Origin of the sequence: Cereibacter johrii, from assembly GCF_001720585.1 — a bacterium.
Taxonomy (GTDB): Bacteria; Pseudomonadota; Alphaproteobacteria; order Rhodobacterales; family Rhodobacteraceae; genus Cereibacter_A; species Cereibacter_A johrii.
This window is the reverse complement of sequence record NZ_MABH01000087.1, coordinates 1-13,493: the sequence shown is the minus strand read 5'-3', so window position 1 is coordinate 13,493 and position 13,493 is coordinate 1. Positions and strand designations below refer to the sequence as shown.

The 13,493-nt window shown below is 69.2% G+C and carries 15 protein-coding genes and 1 tRNA gene; 10 read left to right on the top strand and 6 right to left on the bottom strand.

What is annotated here, in order from left to right; genetic code table 11:
* The 5 genes from A9O63_RS06995 to A9O63_RS06975 all read left to right on the top strand — a co-directional run.
* A partial coding sequence (locus A9O63_RS06995; protein ID WP_412841974.1) for a COG4223 family protein occupies positions 1-531 on the top strand: 531 nt, incomplete at its 5' end.
* A gap of 10 nt (positions 532-541) precedes the next feature.
* Entirely contained in the window at positions 542-1,990 is a 1,449-nt protein-coding gene (locus A9O63_RS06990) for a heme biosynthesis protein HemY (RefSeq protein ID WP_069331277.1), read from the top strand.
* A 166-nt stretch (positions 1,991-2,156) separates the two neighbouring features.
* Positions 2,157-2,232 (top strand) — tRNA-Thr (locus A9O63_RS06985).
* A gap of 467 nt (positions 2,233-2,699) precedes the next feature.
* Positions 2,700-4,160: an aldehyde dehydrogenase family protein gene (locus A9O63_RS06980; protein ID WP_069331276.1), complete on the top strand. Its 1,461-nt coding sequence runs from the start codon at positions 2,700-2,702 to the stop codon at positions 4,158-4,160.
* On the top strand, positions 4,157-4,912 hold the full coding sequence (locus A9O63_RS06975) for a metallophosphoesterase family protein (protein WP_069331275.1): 756 nt from the start codon (positions 4,157-4,159) through the stop codon (positions 4,910-4,912). Before A9O63_RS06980 ends, A9O63_RS06975 begins: the two co-directional genes overlap by 4 nt.
* Here the strand turns inward: A9O63_RS06975 and A9O63_RS06970 are convergent.
* Positions 4,888-5,535, bottom strand: a complete 648-nt coding sequence (locus A9O63_RS06970; protein ID WP_069331279.1) for an RluA family pseudouridine synthase — start codon at positions 5,533-5,535, stop codon at positions 4,888-4,890. The genes A9O63_RS06975 and A9O63_RS06970 overlap by 25 nt on opposite strands.
* Before the next feature lie 83 nt (positions 5,536-5,618).
* On the opposite strand from A9O63_RS06970, the gene A9O63_RS06965 reads away from it, so the two are divergent.
* The gene (locus tag A9O63_RS06965) at positions 5,619-5,879 is read left to right on the top strand and encodes a hypothetical protein (RefSeq protein ID WP_069331274.1); all 261 of its coding nucleotides are present in this window, start codon (positions 5,619-5,621) and stop codon (positions 5,877-5,879) included.
* Between the two features lie 15 nt (positions 5,880-5,894).
* On the opposite strand, the gene A9O63_RS06960 is transcribed toward A9O63_RS06965, so the two are convergent.
* Together A9O63_RS06960 and A9O63_RS06955 are read right to left on the bottom strand one after the other, a co-directional pair.
* On the bottom strand, positions 5,895-6,284 hold the full coding sequence (locus A9O63_RS06960) for a GFA family protein (protein ID WP_227471806.1): 390 nt from the start codon (positions 6,282-6,284) through the stop codon (positions 5,895-5,897).
* Positions 6,284-6,736: a GAF domain-containing protein gene (locus A9O63_RS06955; protein WP_069331273.1), complete on the bottom strand. Its 453-nt coding sequence runs from the start codon at positions 6,734-6,736 to the stop codon at positions 6,284-6,286. Before A9O63_RS06955 ends, A9O63_RS06960 begins: the two co-directional genes overlap by 1 nt.
* 118 nt (positions 6,737-6,854) lie before the next feature.
* Here A9O63_RS06955 and A9O63_RS06950 point away from each other — a divergent pair, with 118 nt between their 5' ends.
* The 3 genes from A9O63_RS06950 (at position 6,855) to A9O63_RS06940 (ending at position 9,387) form a co-directional block, all read left to right on the top strand.
* Positions 6,855-7,178 (top strand): STAS domain-containing protein, encoded by a 324-nt coding sequence (locus A9O63_RS06950; RefSeq protein WP_009562568.1) that lies wholly within the window; start codon positions 6,855-6,857, stop codon positions 7,176-7,178.
* Positions 7,168-7,698: an ATP-binding protein gene (locus A9O63_RS06945; RefSeq protein ID WP_069331272.1), complete on the top strand. Its 531-nt coding sequence runs from the start codon at positions 7,168-7,170 to the stop codon at positions 7,696-7,698. Before A9O63_RS06950 ends, A9O63_RS06945 begins: the two co-directional genes overlap by 11 nt.
* Positions 7,699-7,809: 111 nt before the next feature.
* Positions 7,810-9,387, top strand: coding sequence for a gamma-glutamyltransferase family protein (locus A9O63_RS06940; RefSeq protein WP_069331271.1), 1,578 nt, complete (start codon positions 7,810-7,812; stop codon positions 9,385-9,387).
* Between the two features lie 39 nt (positions 9,388-9,426).
* Here the strand turns inward: A9O63_RS06940 and hspQ are convergent, their stop codons facing one another.
* Entirely contained in the window at positions 9,427-9,753 is a 327-nt protein-coding gene (hspQ, locus tag A9O63_RS06935; protein WP_002722172.1) for a heat shock protein HspQ, read from the bottom strand.
* Positions 9,754-10,023: 270 nt separating this feature from the next.
* On the opposite strand from hspQ, the gene A9O63_RS06930 reads away from it, so the two are divergent.
* Positions 10,024-10,605, top strand: a complete 582-nt coding sequence (locus A9O63_RS06930; RefSeq protein ID WP_069331270.1) for a transglycosylase SLT domain-containing protein — start codon at positions 10,024-10,026, stop codon at positions 10,603-10,605.
* A gap of 69 nt (positions 10,606-10,674) precedes the next feature.
* Here A9O63_RS06930 and A9O63_RS06925 read toward each other — a convergent pair whose 3' ends face one another.
* Both A9O63_RS06925 and A9O63_RS06920 read right to left on the bottom strand, forming a co-directional pair.
* Entirely contained in the window at positions 10,675-11,313 is a 639-nt protein-coding gene (locus A9O63_RS06925) for a LolA family protein (protein ID WP_084295673.1), read from the bottom strand.
* Between the two features lie 142 nt (positions 11,314-11,455).
* On the bottom strand, positions 11,456-13,493 hold a 2,038-nt coding region (locus tag A9O63_RS06920; protein WP_268874913.1), incomplete at its 5' end, for a DNA translocase FtsK.

The window sequence follows — 13,493 nt, the reverse complement described above, 5'->3', positions numbered from 1 at the left end:
GCGGCCGACCTCAAGGCCGAGGCCGAGGCGCAGGCCAAGGCGGCCGTGACCGCCGCCGCGCTGGCGCAGGTCCAGGCCGCCATCGACGCCGGTCAGACCTACCGCGCGCCGCTCGACGAGCTGACCGCCAAGGGCGTGACCGTGCCCGAAACGCTCGCCGCCCATGCGGAGGGCGGCATTCCGACCCTCGACACGCTCGAGGACGAGTTCCCCGCCGCCGCCCGCGAGGCGCTGGCGGTCTCGCGCCGCGCCACCATGGGCGACAGCTGGACCTCTCGGGCGCAGGCCTTCCTGCTGTCCGAAGCCGGTGTCCGCTCGCTCGCGCCGCGGGCGGGCGACGGACCCGACGCCGTCCTGTCGCGGGCCGAGGCTGCCGTCCGGGCGGGCGATCTGCAGAAGGCGCTCGACGAGGTCGCGGCGCTGCCGCCCGAGGGGCAGCAGGCCATGGCCGGCTGGACCGACGCCGTGCGCAAACGCATTGAGGCAATCGACGCCGTCGCGGCTCTCGCCGCAGCCGCGGAAGGGAAGTGAGGCCGGTTCCATGCTTTGGTCCTTGATCAAGATCCTGATTTTCGTGGCCCTCGTGGTCGCGCTCACCTTCGGCGCCTCGCAGCTCATGGAGAGCGGCGGTGCGCTGCGGCTGGCGGTGGGCGATCTCGAGCTCAACCTCGGGCCGCTGCAGGCGGTGATCGCGGCGTTGCTCCTGATCCTCGCGGTCTGGCTGTTCCTGAAGATCGTGGGCTTCCTCTTTGCGGTGCTGCGCTTCCTGAACGGGGACGAGACCGCCGTCTCGCGCTACTTCGACCGCTCGCGCGAGCAGAAGGGCCTGCGCGCCCTGTCGGAAGGCATGATGGCGCTGGCCGCGGGCGAGCCGCGCACCGCTATGTCCCGCGCGGCGAAGGCGCGGAAATATCTCGGCCAGAATGCGATGACCACGCTTCTGAACGCGCAGGCCGCGCAGCAGGCGGGCGATTCGCGCCGGGCGCAGGAATCCTACAAGCTGCTGCTCGAGGATGAGCGCACCCGCTTCGTGGGCGTCCGGGGGCTGCTGAAGCAGAAGCTGGACGAGGGCGACACCGAGACGGCGCTGGCGCTGGCCCAGAAGGCCTTCGAGATCAATCCCAGGCACTCCGAGACGCAGGACATCCTGCTGAAGCTGCAGGCCGATCTGCACGACTGGTCGGGCGCGCGCAGCACGCTCACCGCCAAGATGAAGTCGGGCGCGCTGCCGAAGTCCGTCTACAAGCGGCGCGACGCGGTGCTGGCGCTGCAGACGGCCAAGGACGTGTTCGACGAGAATGCCTCGATCGAGGCGCGCGAGGCGGCGATTCTCGCCAACAAGCAGTCGCCCGACCTGATCCCGGCCGCGGCGATGGCTGCGCGCAGCTATTTGGCGCAGGGCAACAAGAAATATGCCACGCGCGTGCTGAAGAAAGCCTGGGAGGCCGAGCCGCATCCCGATCTCGCCGCAGCCTTCGCCGAGATCGAGCCCGACGAGACGCCGGCCGAACGGCTCAAGCGGTTCCGCACCCTGACCGCGATCCACCCCGATCACGACGAGACGCGGATGCTGATCGCCGAACTGTCGCTCGCGGCCGAGGATTTCCCGGGTGCCCGGCGCGCTCTGGGCGATATCGTCGCGCGCCATCCGACGCAGCGGGCGCTGACCATCATGGCGGCGGTCGAGCGCGGCGAGGGCGGGGACGAGGCCGTCGTGCGCGGCTGGCTGGCGCGGGCGCTGACCGCGCCGCGCGGCCCGCAATGGTGCTGCGACAACTGCCAGACGGTCCATGCGAACTGGGCGCCGATCTGCGACAATTGCGGCGGCTTCGACACGCTGAGCTGGCGCGAGCCCACGCAGAAGTCGACGCCGAGCGCCACGGGAACCGAGCTTCTGCCGCTGATCGTGGGCGCGCCCGCGGCGCGGCCGGCCGAGCCGCTGGACGAGGATGTGATCGACGAAAAAGCGGTTGAGCCCACCTCAAAATAGGGCTACCCACCGCCGCGGGACTTTGCTAGAAGCCCCGCAACATCGCCGGATCGGGCGCAGGCGGACCAGCCGCCGCGCGCCCGGATCCCCGGAAAAGGCAAGGCTCTCCAGCCTCTTGACCGGAGCCGCGATCGACCGGACCGCCCCGCGGTCCCGTCCGAGAAGTGCCGGTGTAGCTCAGCTGGTAGAGCACGTCATTCGTAATGATGGGGTCGGGGGTTCGAGTCCCTTCACCGGCACCACTTCTCTCCTCCCCGCATCCTTGAGCGCAGGACCTCGGACAGAGGCTGGCCTCCGCTGGCGGCGCCTGGGCTCGCGGACGGCTTAGGCCAAGCGCCCTGACCTGCAAGGGCCCTCCCCTCTTCGGTGACACCGGCTGCGGCGCTCCCAGCCGCTTCTGGATAGTTCCACCCCAAGCCCGGCCTGCGGAAGCCTCCTCTGCCGAGGCCCCTCCAAGGCATGAGCCACCGCAGAGGCCTCCTGCCGCAGAGCCGCTGCCGACAGCGCCTCCGGCCCTGCTCCTGCGACCGTTCGGGGCGCCCCTGGCCTCCTGCTTCGGCCGCGCGCGGGGTCAGGCCCGCCGTCGCTGCCTCCTCTCCTCCGCCGAAGACATGTCTGTCAGGCATCATTCCGGATCGACCGGCCGGGATCGCGCTGGACGAGGCGCTTGCGGGGTGCCACCTTCCCCAAAAGGTTCAAGGAGGATGCCATGATCGAGAAACGCGACTTCTACATCAACGGGGGCTGGACCGCTCCGGCCAAGGCGCGGGACTGCGAGGTCATCGACCCGTCGACCGAAGAGGCCTGCGCGGTGATCTCGCTCGGCGATCAGGCGGACACGGATGCGGCGGTGGCCGCCGCGAAGGCCGCCTTCGAGGGCTGGGCCGCCACGCCCCCCGCCGAGCGGCTGCGCCTCGTGAAGGGCATCCTCGCGCAATATGAGGCGCGCAAGGAAGAAATGGCGCAGGCGATCAGCCTCGAGATGGGGGCGCCCATCGACCTCGCGCGGAACAGTCAGGCGCCCTGCCTGCCGTGGCACCTGACGAACTTCCTCAAGGCCTTCGAGGAGATCGAATGGGTGCGCCCCCTCGGCCCGCATGCGCCGAACGACCGGATCGCGCTCGAGCCCATCGGCGTCGTGGGCCTCATCACGCCCTGGAACTGGCCGATGAACCAGGTGACGCTGAAGGTCATCCCGGCGCTGCTCGCGGGCTGCACCTGCGTGCTGAAGCCGTCGGAGGAGGCGCCGCTCTCCTCGCTCCTCTTTGCCGAATTCGTCCATGATGCGGGCCTGCCCGCGGGCGTCTTCAACCTCGTGAACGGCGACGGCGCGGGCGTGGGCACGCAACTCTCCTCGCACCCGGATGTCGAGATGATCTCCTTCACCGGCTCGACCCGCGCGGGCCGGGCGATCTCGAAGGCCGCGGCCGAGTCGCTCAAGCGCGTGACGCTCGAACTCGGCGGCAAGGGTGCGAACCTGATCTTCGCCGATGCCGACGCGCGCGCCGTCGAGCGCGGCGTGAAGCATTGTTTCAACAACTCGGGCCAGAGCTGCAACGCCCCGACCCGGATGCTGGTCGAACGGCCGTTCTACGACCGGGCGGTCGAGATCGCGACCGAGGTGGCGGCGAAGACCCGCGTGGCCTCGGCGCATGAGGAGGGGCCGCATATCGGGCCGGTGGTGAACAAGCGCCAGTTCGAGCAGATCCAGTCCTACATCCAGAAGGGCATCGACGAGGGCGCGCGGCTGGTGGCGGGCGGCCTCGGCCGGCCGGACGGGCTGAACCGCGGCTTCTTCGTGCGCCCCACCGTCTTTGCCGACGTGACCCCCGGCATGACAATCGAGCGCGAGGAGATCTTCGGGCCGGTCCTGTCGATCCTGCCGTTCGAGACCGAGGAAGAGGCGGTGCGGATCGCCAACGACACGCCCTACGGCCTGACGAACTACGTCCAGAGCGAGGACGGGGCGCGGCGCAACCGCCTCGCCCGCCGCCTGCGCTCGGGCATGGTCGAGATGAACGGCAAGTCGCGCGGCGCGGGCGCCCCGTTCGGCGGCGTCAAGGCCTCGGGCCGGGCGCGCGAGGGTGGCGTCTGGGGCATCGAGGAGTTCCTCGAGGTCAAGGCCATCTCGGGCTGGGATCCCGAGGCCGAGGCGCTGGCCGCCGAATGAGGCTCGCCGTCCTCGCCGACATCCACGGCAATGCCGATGCGCTGGAAGCGGTGAGGGCGGACCTTGCCCGGCAGTCGCCCGACCTCGTGGTCAATCTGGGCGACTGCCTCTCCGGCCCGCTGGAGGTCGAGCGGACGGCGGACCTGCTGATGGAGGCGGGCTGGCCTGCGGTGCGGGGCAACCACGACCGCTGGCTGGTGGAGCCGGAGGGCGGCTCCGTCTGGGAGGCCGACGCGCGGCCGCGGCTCTCGGCGGCGCACCGGGACTGGCTGGCGGCCCTGCCCGCGACGCGGGTCGAGGCCGGCGCCTTCCTCTGCCATGCGACGCCGGGTTCCGACCTGATCTATTGGCTGCATCGCGTCACGCCCGAAGGCCATGTGGCGCCGAGCCCGCTCGAGCGCATTTCGCGCTTCGCGGACGGCATAGCCGAGCGGCTGATCCTCTGCGGCCACACCCATCTTGCGCGGTCGGTGCGGCTGCCTGACGGGCGGCTCGTGGTCAATCCGGGCTCGGTCAGCTGCCCGGGTTACGAGGACGACGCGCCCGTGCCGCACCGGGTCGAGTCCGGCACGCCGGCGGCCTGCCACGCGATCTTCGACCGGACGGGCGAGGACTGGCGCGTGACCTTCCGCCAGATCCCCTACGATCACGACCGGGCGGCCCGCCTCGCCCGCCGCTACGACCGGCCCGACTGGAGTGCTGTGCTCGCGACCGGCTGGCTGCCCGCTCAGAAGGGACAGGGCGCGCTGTAGGTGAGGCTCTTGCCCGTGTCGGGATGGCGCACCCGCAGGCTCTCGGCATGGAGCATGAGCCGCGGGAAGTCGCGCGCCGCCCCTTCGGCATAGAGCGCGTCGCCGAGGATCGGGTGCCCCGTCTCGGCCATATGCACCCGGAGCTGGTGGCTGCGGCCCGTGACCGGCATCAGCCGCACCCGCGTCTCCTTCGGCAGGTATTTCACGACGCGCCAATCGGTCTGCGCCGGGCGGCCGTTCTCGTGGTCCACATGCTGCTTCGGCCGGTTCGGCCAGTCGACGCAGAGCGGCAGGTCCACCCGCCCCTCGCGCGGCTCGAGCCGGCCCGCCACGCGCGCCACATAGATCTTCTTCGTCTGCCGCTTCTCGAACTGCTGGCCCAGCGCGCCCTGCGCAGCCTTCGTGAGCGCGAAGACCATCACCCCCGACGTGTCGCGGTCGAGCCGATGCACCAGCAGGATCTCGGGGAAGACGCCCCTCAGCCGCTCGATCAGGCAGTCGGCCTTGTCCTCGCCCTTTCCCGGCACCGACAAAAGGCCCGCAGGCTTGTCCACCACCACGATCTGCGCATCGTGATGGATCAACGAGAGGGGAACATCCGGCGGGGCATAGAGATCGGTCATCCCCGCCCCATAACCGAGGCCGCGCACGGGAACAATCGCCCTCGGCCCGCGCTTCTTCGCCCGAAGCCCATCGGGAGACAACCATGACCGAAGCCACCACCACCCGCGACCACGACAAGATCCGCAAATGGGCCGAAGCCCGCGACGGCCACCCCGCCAAGGTCGAGACCGGCGGAAAGGGCGGCATCCTGCGCATCGACTTCGGCGAGCCCGAGGACAGCCTGACCCAGATCGAGTGGGACGAGTTCTTCCGGATCTTCGACGAGAACAACCTGTCCTTCCTGCATCAGGAAAAGACGAAGGACGGCGGGCAGAGCCGGTTCAACAAGTTCGTCTCGGAGTGAGAGGCCAAGACGGGCTCAGGCCTCGTCGTCTCCCGGATAGTGCGGAGTGCCGTCGCTTATGCGGTAATAGTCGCCGGCCTCGTCCATGAAGATGTGATGGCCCGTCGCGAGACCCGTCGGCCCATCGACCGCTCCGGGCGAAAAGCTCATGCGGTCGCGGCCGTCGGGCTTCCAGAACAGGCTCGAGCCGCAGAGGGCGCAGAAGCCGCGGCTCGCCTTGTCCGAGGCGCGGAACCAGCGCAGGCCCTCGTCGCGGATCAGCCGGAAGTCGGCCATGGCGACCGACGTTGCGGCCCAGAAATGGCCCGACCATTTCCGGCACTGGCTGCAATGGCAGGCCACGACCGGAGGCATCTCTCCGCCTGCCTCGAAGGCCACGGCGCCGCAGAGGCAGGACCCCCGCATCAGACCGCCTCCCGGAAGGTGCGGTCGAGGAGCGCCTGAAGCCGCCGGGCATCCTCCTCGGTGAAGGCCGCAGGCGTGTTGCTGTCGAGGTCGAGCACGCCCAAAAGCCGCCCCTCGCCGTTGCGGACCGGCAGCACGATCTCGGAGCGCGTGGTCGAGGAGCAGGCGATGTGATCGGGGAAGGCCTCGACGTCCGGCACGAGCTGGATCCGGCCCGTCCGCGCGGCGGCGCCGCAGACCCCGCGGGAGAAGGGAATGACGAGGCAGCCGTGCGTGCCCTGATAGGGGCCGATCTTCAGAAGCTCCGGCCCGGTGACGCGGTAGAAGCCGGTCCAGTCCGAAAGCGGATGGGCGTGGTGGATCTCGCAGGCGACGGTGGCCATCAGCGCCACCGTATCCTGCTCGCCGTGGCAGAGCGCCTCGATCGTCTGGTCGAGCTGGTCGTAATCCATGGAGCCTCCGGGTGCCAAAGTCCCAGATTAGGGGCACGGGCAGCGGAACGGAAGGCAGCCGCTTACCGGATGTCAACGAACGCATCCTAGCCTTTTGCCGCGGACAGGGGAGCAGCCCATGGATCTAGAGGCGGAAGTGCGGGGTGACCTGCTGGTGGTGCGCGTGCAGCAAGAGCGGATCGACGCCGCGGCGGCGATCGAGTTCAAGGACCGGATGCGCGAGCTGGTCGATACGCCCGCCCCGCGGGTGCTGCTCGATCTGTCTCGCGTGACCTTTCTCGACAGCAGCGGGCTCGGTGCGGTGGTGGCCGTGATGAAGCTGCTCGGACCCGACCGCAGGCTCGAGCTCGCGGCTCTGGGCCCCGTCGTGCGCAAGGTGTTCCGGCTCACCCGGATGGACCGGGTCTTCACGATCCACGAGCGGGTGAGCGATGCCCTCTGACGGAGGCCCTGCCTCCGCCTCCTATCGCCTTCGCCTCGACAGCCGTCCCCTCGCCGTGCGCGCGGCCCTCGCCGAGCTTGCGGACTGTCCGCCGTTGCGCGCCCTTCCCTCGGAGGATCGGGATGCGGCGCAGATCCTGCTGGCCGAGATTCTGAACAACTGCACGGAACATGCCTATGCCGGACGCTCGGGGCCGGTCGAGGTGGCCCTCGACCTCCGGCGGGGGCAGCTCTCCTGCGAGGTGGCCGACCGCGGGCGACCGATGCCCGCCGCGCGGCCCGGCCTGCCCTGCCCGGTCCTGTCGCTGCGCGAGGGCGGCTTCGGCTGGATGCTGATCCGCGCGCTGGCCGAGGAACTCCGCTACTGCCACGAGAACGGGGTCAACCGGCTGAGCTTCCGTGTCGCCCGCACCTGCCTTGCGGCGCCCGACCCCTGCCCCTGCCCGAGATCCGCAATTCCGCCCGAATCCGGCTGCGAATCCGCCCCACGCTGCTGCGAGGGTCGGACCTGTAGCGATTGACCGCTGCCCTCGGCGTCGGGGCCGTGTCCCCCACCCGGTTCCGACGCCGAGGTTCCTCCCTTGGAAAATGTGTCGCACGCTTCTAGGCTCCTCCCCGATCAGGAGGATGACATGCGCGATTTCCATCTACCGGGCCGCTCGGCCGTCTATGCCGGCAACGGTCTCTGTGCCACCTCCCACCCTCTCGCCTCCAAGGTCGCCATCGACATCCTGCAGGCGGGTGGCAATGCGGCCGATGCGGCCATCGCGGCCGCGGTGCTGCTCGGCATCTGCGAGCCGCAGATGACCGGGATCGGCGGCGACTGCTTCGTGCTTCTGAAGCCGCCCGGAGAGGACAGGATCGTGGCGCTGAACGGCTCGGGCCGCGCGCCCGCGGGCCTCTCCGCCGCGCTGATGCGCGAGAAGGGTCACGCGACGGTGCCGCTGCACGGACCCGAGGCGGTGACCGTGCCGGGGGCCGTGGATGCCTTCTGCCGCCTCTCGGCGGACTGGGGCAATCTCGAACTGGCGCAGGTCCTCGCCCCCGCCATCCATTATGCCGAGGAGGGCGTGCCGGTCGCGCCCCGCACCGCCTTCGACTGGGCCCTGGCCGAGGAGAAGCTGCAGGGAGCCGCGCGGCAATATTACCTTGTCGACGGGGCCGCCCCGCGCGCAGGCCAGATCTTCCGGGCCCCCGGCCAGGCCGAGGTTCTGCGCCGGATCGCCCAGCAGGGCCGCGCGGGCTTCTACGAGGGCGAGGTGGCCGAGGACATGGTGACCTCGCTCCGCTCGGTGGGCGGCACGCACATGCTCGAGGATTTCGCGGCGACCGCCTGCAACTACGGCGAGCCGATCTCGGGAACCTACAAGGGCGTGGAGCTTGTCGAGCACCCGCCGAACGGTCAGGGCGCCACGGCGATCCTGATGCTGAACATCCTGTCCCAGTTCGATGTGGCAGCCATGGACCCGTTCGGCACCGCGCGCGCGCATCTCGAGGCCGAGGCCGCGAAACTCGCCTATGACGCGCGCAACCGCTTCCTCGCCGACCCCGACCATGTGCGACGGCTCGCCCACATGCTGTCGCCCCAGACGGCCGAGCGGCTGGCTGCGCTGATCGACCCCACGCGGGCCATGCCCGAGGCGGCTCCGCTCTCCGAGGCGGTGCACCGCGACACCGTCTATCTGACCGTGGTCGACCGCGACCGGATGGCGGTGTCGCTGATCTATTCGGTCTATCACAGCTTCGGCTCGGGCCTCGCCTCGGCCCGGTTCGGGATCAACTTCCAGAACCGCGGGGCGGGCTTCTGCCTGACGAAGGGCCATGCCAACGAGGCGATGGGCGGCAAGCGGCCGATGCACACGATCATCCCCGGGATGATCCGGCGCGAGGGCCGGGTGATCGTGCCCTTCGGCGTCATGGGCGGCGCCTACCAGCCCGCGGGCCATGCGCGCTTCGTCTCGAACCTCGTCGACTTCGGGCTCGATCCGCAGGAGGCCATCGACGCGCCCCGCTCCTTCTCGGGGCCGGACGGAATGCTGGTCGAGCGCGGCTATGACGAGCGTGTGCGGGCCGAACTGGCCGCGATGGGCCACGATGTCCGCGTGCCGAACGAGCCCATCGGCGGCGCGCAGGCCATTCTCATCGGCGAGGACGGGGTGCTGGTCGGCGCCTCCGATCCGAGGAAGGACGGCTGCGCGCTGGGCTACTGAAGCCGGGACGATGGGCGCCGCCCGGCGGGGCGGCGCGTCTCAGTTCAGCTGGAACTGCAACGGGTAGCGGCCATCCTCGAACTCGCCGAAGAGCTCGGCCAGATCGGGATGCTCGACCGGCTCGCCCGTATCGTCGGGCACGAGGTTCTGCTCGGAGACATAGGCCACATAGTAGCTCTGATCGTTCTCGGCGAGCAGGTGGTAGAAGGGCTGGTCTCGCGACGGGCGGCTTTCCTCGGGGATGGCATCATACCATTCCTCGGTGTTTGCGAACATCGCGTCCACATCGAAGACCACGCCACGGAACGGATGCTTCCGATGACGGAGCACCTGTCCCAGATGATATTTCGCCTGTGTCTTGAGCATGTCCCGCACCCCTGACCACTCCATTATTCCGGCTGCCATCCGTTTGTCCACCATGACCCTTGCATGGGGAGGAAACAGTATGTGCCCATGATCTCCGCGTCCTGCCCGCAAGGGCCGTGCGGCACTTCAGTCTTCGCCGAGAGATCAATGGCGGGAAGTCGCGACAGTTCCGCAATCTCGCGTTTTTCTGAAGAGCCAGGGCCGCGGGACCATTTCCCCCCTCTCTTATTTCGCCTATCCTGCCCGCAAAACAGAAGACGCGAGGGGCAGATGAGCAGACTTCTCCGCGCGGCCATACTGCTGGTGTTCCTGGCTTCCTGCGGCGGCGGACGGTATTCCCCGCCCCGCGATCTGGAAAATGCCTGCAGCATCGTCGCGGAACGGCCGCAATATTACCGGGCCATGAAGGCCACGGAGCGCCGCTGGGGCATCCCGGTCTCGGTGCAGATGGCCACGATTCACCAGGAATCGAAGTTCGTCGGCAATGCGCGCACACCGCATCAGTTCCTTCTGGGGATCATCCCCATGGGCCGGCAGAGCTCGGCCTACGGCTACAGCCAGGCGCTCGACGGCACCTGGGAGGAATATATGGACGAGCGCCGGAAGCGCCGCGCCCGTAGGGACCGCATCGAGGATGCGACCGACTTCATGGGCTGGTACATGGACGGCACCACCCGCCGCCTCGGCATCCCCAAGTGGGATGCGACCAACCAGTATCTCGCCTATCACGAGGGCCGCACCGGCTATCTGCGCGGAAGCCACAATGCGAAGCCCTGGCTTCTGGCCGTGGCGCAGCGGGTGGGCGACCGGGAGCAGCGCTACCGCGCACAGCTCACCTCCTGCCGCCGCTGACAGGATCCGACGGGCGCGGGACGCTCCCGCGCCCCGCTTCTCGCCTGTCGGGCGGTGCAGGCAAGGCCCTCAGCGGCTGCGCTTGGCCGCTTCCGACTGGATGCTGAAGAGCGAGGCCGGGAGATTGCGGCCCTGCGCCATGGCGCCGAGGATCACCGTCGTCTGATTGCCCGCATCGTCGGTGATGACCCACTGGCGCAGCGCCACCGGATTCGCGGTGAAGACCATCTCGATCGTGCCATATTCGGGGTGCGCCGGATCCTGCGCCACGACGCGGGTGGTATTCTTGTCCTCGCGGTGCCCCACCACCATCTTCGCCCGCCCGAGGTCGATGTCCTGCGCAAGGATCAGGCTCAGCGGCGTGCGGCTCAGCGGATATTGCTCGGGCGGCTGGTTCGACTTGGCGTCGAAGATCGCCACCTGCCCGCCGCCGGCCACCACGAGGCTCTTCTCGGGCGGCGCATATTCGAACCGGACGCGGCCGGGCCGCTTGATGAAGATGCGGCCGGTCGAGACCGAGCCGTCCGCATTCACCTGGGTGAAATCGGCCTCGGCCGTGCTCAGCCCGTTGAGGTAGGACGAGAGCGCGGAGAGCGGGATCTTCTCGGCTGCCGCGGGCAGCGCGAGGGCGAGGAACGCCAGAGGCGCGAGGATCAGACGCATCGGTTTCATGGTGATGAAGCTAGGGGCTCCCGGGGATCTGCGCATCCCCGCCGCCTTCACGTTGCGGCGAGAAAGGTTTCACTCTTCCGGCCGGGCGGCCGGGACAGGACCAAGCCGCGCGGAGCGGCCCGGTTCCGTCGGCTGTGCGGCGAGAGGGCGCCCCGCCCCGGGGGAGGGGGCCCCGGCCTCACTGCTCGGGCAGAAGAATCTCGCGCTTGCCCACATGGTTGGCGGCCGTCACCACGCCCTGCTCCTCCATCTGCTCGACGAGGCGCGCGGCCTTGTTGTAGCCGATGCCCAGCTTGCGCTGGATGTAGGAGGTCGAGCATTTGCGGTCCTTGGCCACGATGGCCACCGCCTGATCGTAGAGGGCATCCTCGGAATCGGTGTTGCCGCCGAGACCCAGCACCGCGTCGATATCGTCCGCGCGGTCGTCCTCGGGGCCTTCCACCACGCCCGACATGTATTTGGGCGGCCCGAAGCTCTTCAGATGGTTCACGATCTCCTCGACTTCCTCGTCCGAGACGAAGGGACCGTGGATCCGGGTGATCTTCGCCCCGCCCGCCATGTAGAGCATGTCGCCCATCCCGAGGAGCTGCTCGGCCCCCTGCTCGCCGAGGATCGTGCGGCTGTCGATCTTCGAGGTGACCTGGAAGCTGATCCGGGTGGGGAAGTTCGCCTTGATCGTGCCGGTGATGACATCGACCGAGGGGCGCTGCGTGGCCATGATGAGGTGGATGCCGGAGGCCCGCGCCATCTGCGCGAGGCGCTGGATGCAGGCCTCGATCTCCTTGCCCGCCACCATCATCAGGTCGGCCATCTCGTCCACGACCACCACGATGAAGGGCAAGCGCACGGGCTGGAGATCCTCGGTCTCGAACACCGGCTCGCCCGTATCCTCGTCGAAGCCGGTCTGAATCGTCCGCTTGAACATCTCGCCCTTCTCGAGCGCCTCGGACACGCGGCCGTTGTAGCCCTCGATGTTGCGCACGCCGAGCTTCGACATCTTGCGGTAGCGCTCTTCCATCTCGCCCACGACCCACTTGAGGGCGACGACCGCCTTCTTGGGATCGGTCACGACCGGCGAGAGGAGGTGCGGGATCCCGTCGTAGACGCTGAGTTCCAGCATCTTCGGGTCGATCATGATGAGCCGGCATTCCTCGGGCGTGAGCTTGTAGAGAAGCGACAGGATCATCGTGTTGATCGCCACCGACTTGCCCGAGCCGGTGGTCCCGGCGATCAGCAGGTGGGGCATCTTGGCGAGGTTCGCCACCACGGGGCGGCCGGCGATATCCTTGCCCAGCGCGAGCGGCAGCCGCATCGAGCTGTCACCGAAGTCACGCGCCGCGAGGATCTCGCGCAGGATCACCTTCTCGCGGCTGACGTTCGGCAGTTCGATCCCGATCACGGTCCGGCCCGGCACGGTCGAGACGCGGGCCGAAAGCGCCGACATCGAGCGGGCGATGTCGTCGGCCAGACCGATCACGCGGCTGGCCTTGAGGCCCGGCGCCGGTTCGAGTTCGTAGAGCGTGACGACCGGGCCCGCCTGCGCGTCCACGATCTCGCCCTTCACGCCGTAATCCTCGAGCACGGACTCGAGCATCCGCGCATTTTCCTTCAGCGCATCGACCGACAGCGTGTTGCGCACGATGGTCGAGGGGCAGGCCAGAAGCGAAAGCGGCGGCAGTTCGTAATGGGTCTCCTGCTCCTCGAAGCGCGGCTTCGGCTGCGCTTCGGGCGGGCGGACGGACGGGGCCTTGGCGGCGGGCGCCGCGGCGGGTTTCGGGGCCATCACGGGAGCCATCACCGGGGCCACGGGCGCCGCGGGTTCGGGCGTCCAGTCGGTGTTGTCGTCGAAATCCTCGTGCGGAAGCCAGGCGGCTTCCTCCTCGGCGTAGCTTTCGACCTCTTCCTCCGCGGCATAGGCCTCGTCGTAGGCCGCGGCCTCGTCCTCGTCGGCATAGGCCAGTTGCTCGCGCGCGGTCAGGATCGGCTCGCCGGTCTCATAGGCCTCGTAGGCATCATAGGCCTCGGCCATCAGCCGCGGCGCATGGGCGGGGGCCGCATCGGCCTCGAGCGCGCTCACCGCGAGGCGTGCGGTGGCGGCGCCCGGGATGCGCGAGGCGACCATGCCCGAGGCGAAACGGATCTTCTCTCCGGCGCCCGCCACCACCGGCGGTTCCGGCGGCAGTTCCATCGGCGCGCGGCGGCTCGCCACCATCGGC

Coding starts and splice junctions, on each gene's coding strand:
- A9O63_RS06930 (WP_069331270.1), top strand. CDS start 10,024: ATGAGCAGACTTCTCCGCGCGGCCATACTGCTGGTGTTCCTGGCTTCC.
- A9O63_RS06970 (WP_069331279.1), bottom strand. CDS start 5,535: ATGACCGATCTCTATGCCCCGCCGGATGTTCCCCTCTCGTTGATCCAT.
- A9O63_RS06955 (WP_069331273.1), bottom strand. CDS start 6,736: ATGGATTACGACCAGCTCGACCAGACGATCGAGGCGCTCTGCCACGGC.
- A9O63_RS06960 (WP_227471806.1), bottom strand. CDS start 6,284: ATGCGGGGGTCCTGCCTCTGCGGCGCCGTGGCCTTCGAGGCAGGCGGA.
- A9O63_RS06975 (WP_069331275.1), top strand. CDS start 4,157: ATGAGGCTCGCCGTCCTCGCCGACATCCACGGCAATGCCGATGCGCTG.
- A9O63_RS06950 (WP_009562568.1), top strand. CDS start 6,855: ATGGATCTAGAGGCGGAAGTGCGGGGTGACCTGCTGGTGGTGCGCGTG.
- A9O63_RS06945 (WP_069331272.1), top strand. CDS start 7,168: ATGCCCTCTGACGGAGGCCCTGCCTCCGCCTCCTATCGCCTTCGCCTC.
- hspQ (WP_002722172.1), bottom strand. CDS start 9,753: ATGCTCAAGACACAGGCGAAATATCATCTGGGACAGGTGCTCCGTCAT.
- A9O63_RS06980 (WP_069331276.1), top strand. CDS start 2,700: ATGATCGAGAAACGCGACTTCTACATCAACGGGGGCTGGACCGCTCCG.
- A9O63_RS06990 (WP_069331277.1), top strand. CDS start 542: ATGCTTTGGTCCTTGATCAAGATCCTGATTTTCGTGGCCCTCGTGGTC.
- A9O63_RS06940 (WP_069331271.1), top strand. CDS start 7,810: ATGCGCGATTTCCATCTACCGGGCCGCTCGGCCGTCTATGCCGGCAAC.
- A9O63_RS06925 (WP_084295673.1), bottom strand. CDS start 11,313: ATGCGCAGATCCCCGGGAGCCCCTAGCTTCATCACCATGAAACCGATG.
- A9O63_RS06965 (WP_069331274.1), top strand. CDS start 5,619: ATGACCGAAGCCACCACCACCCGCGACCACGACAAGATCCGCAAATGG.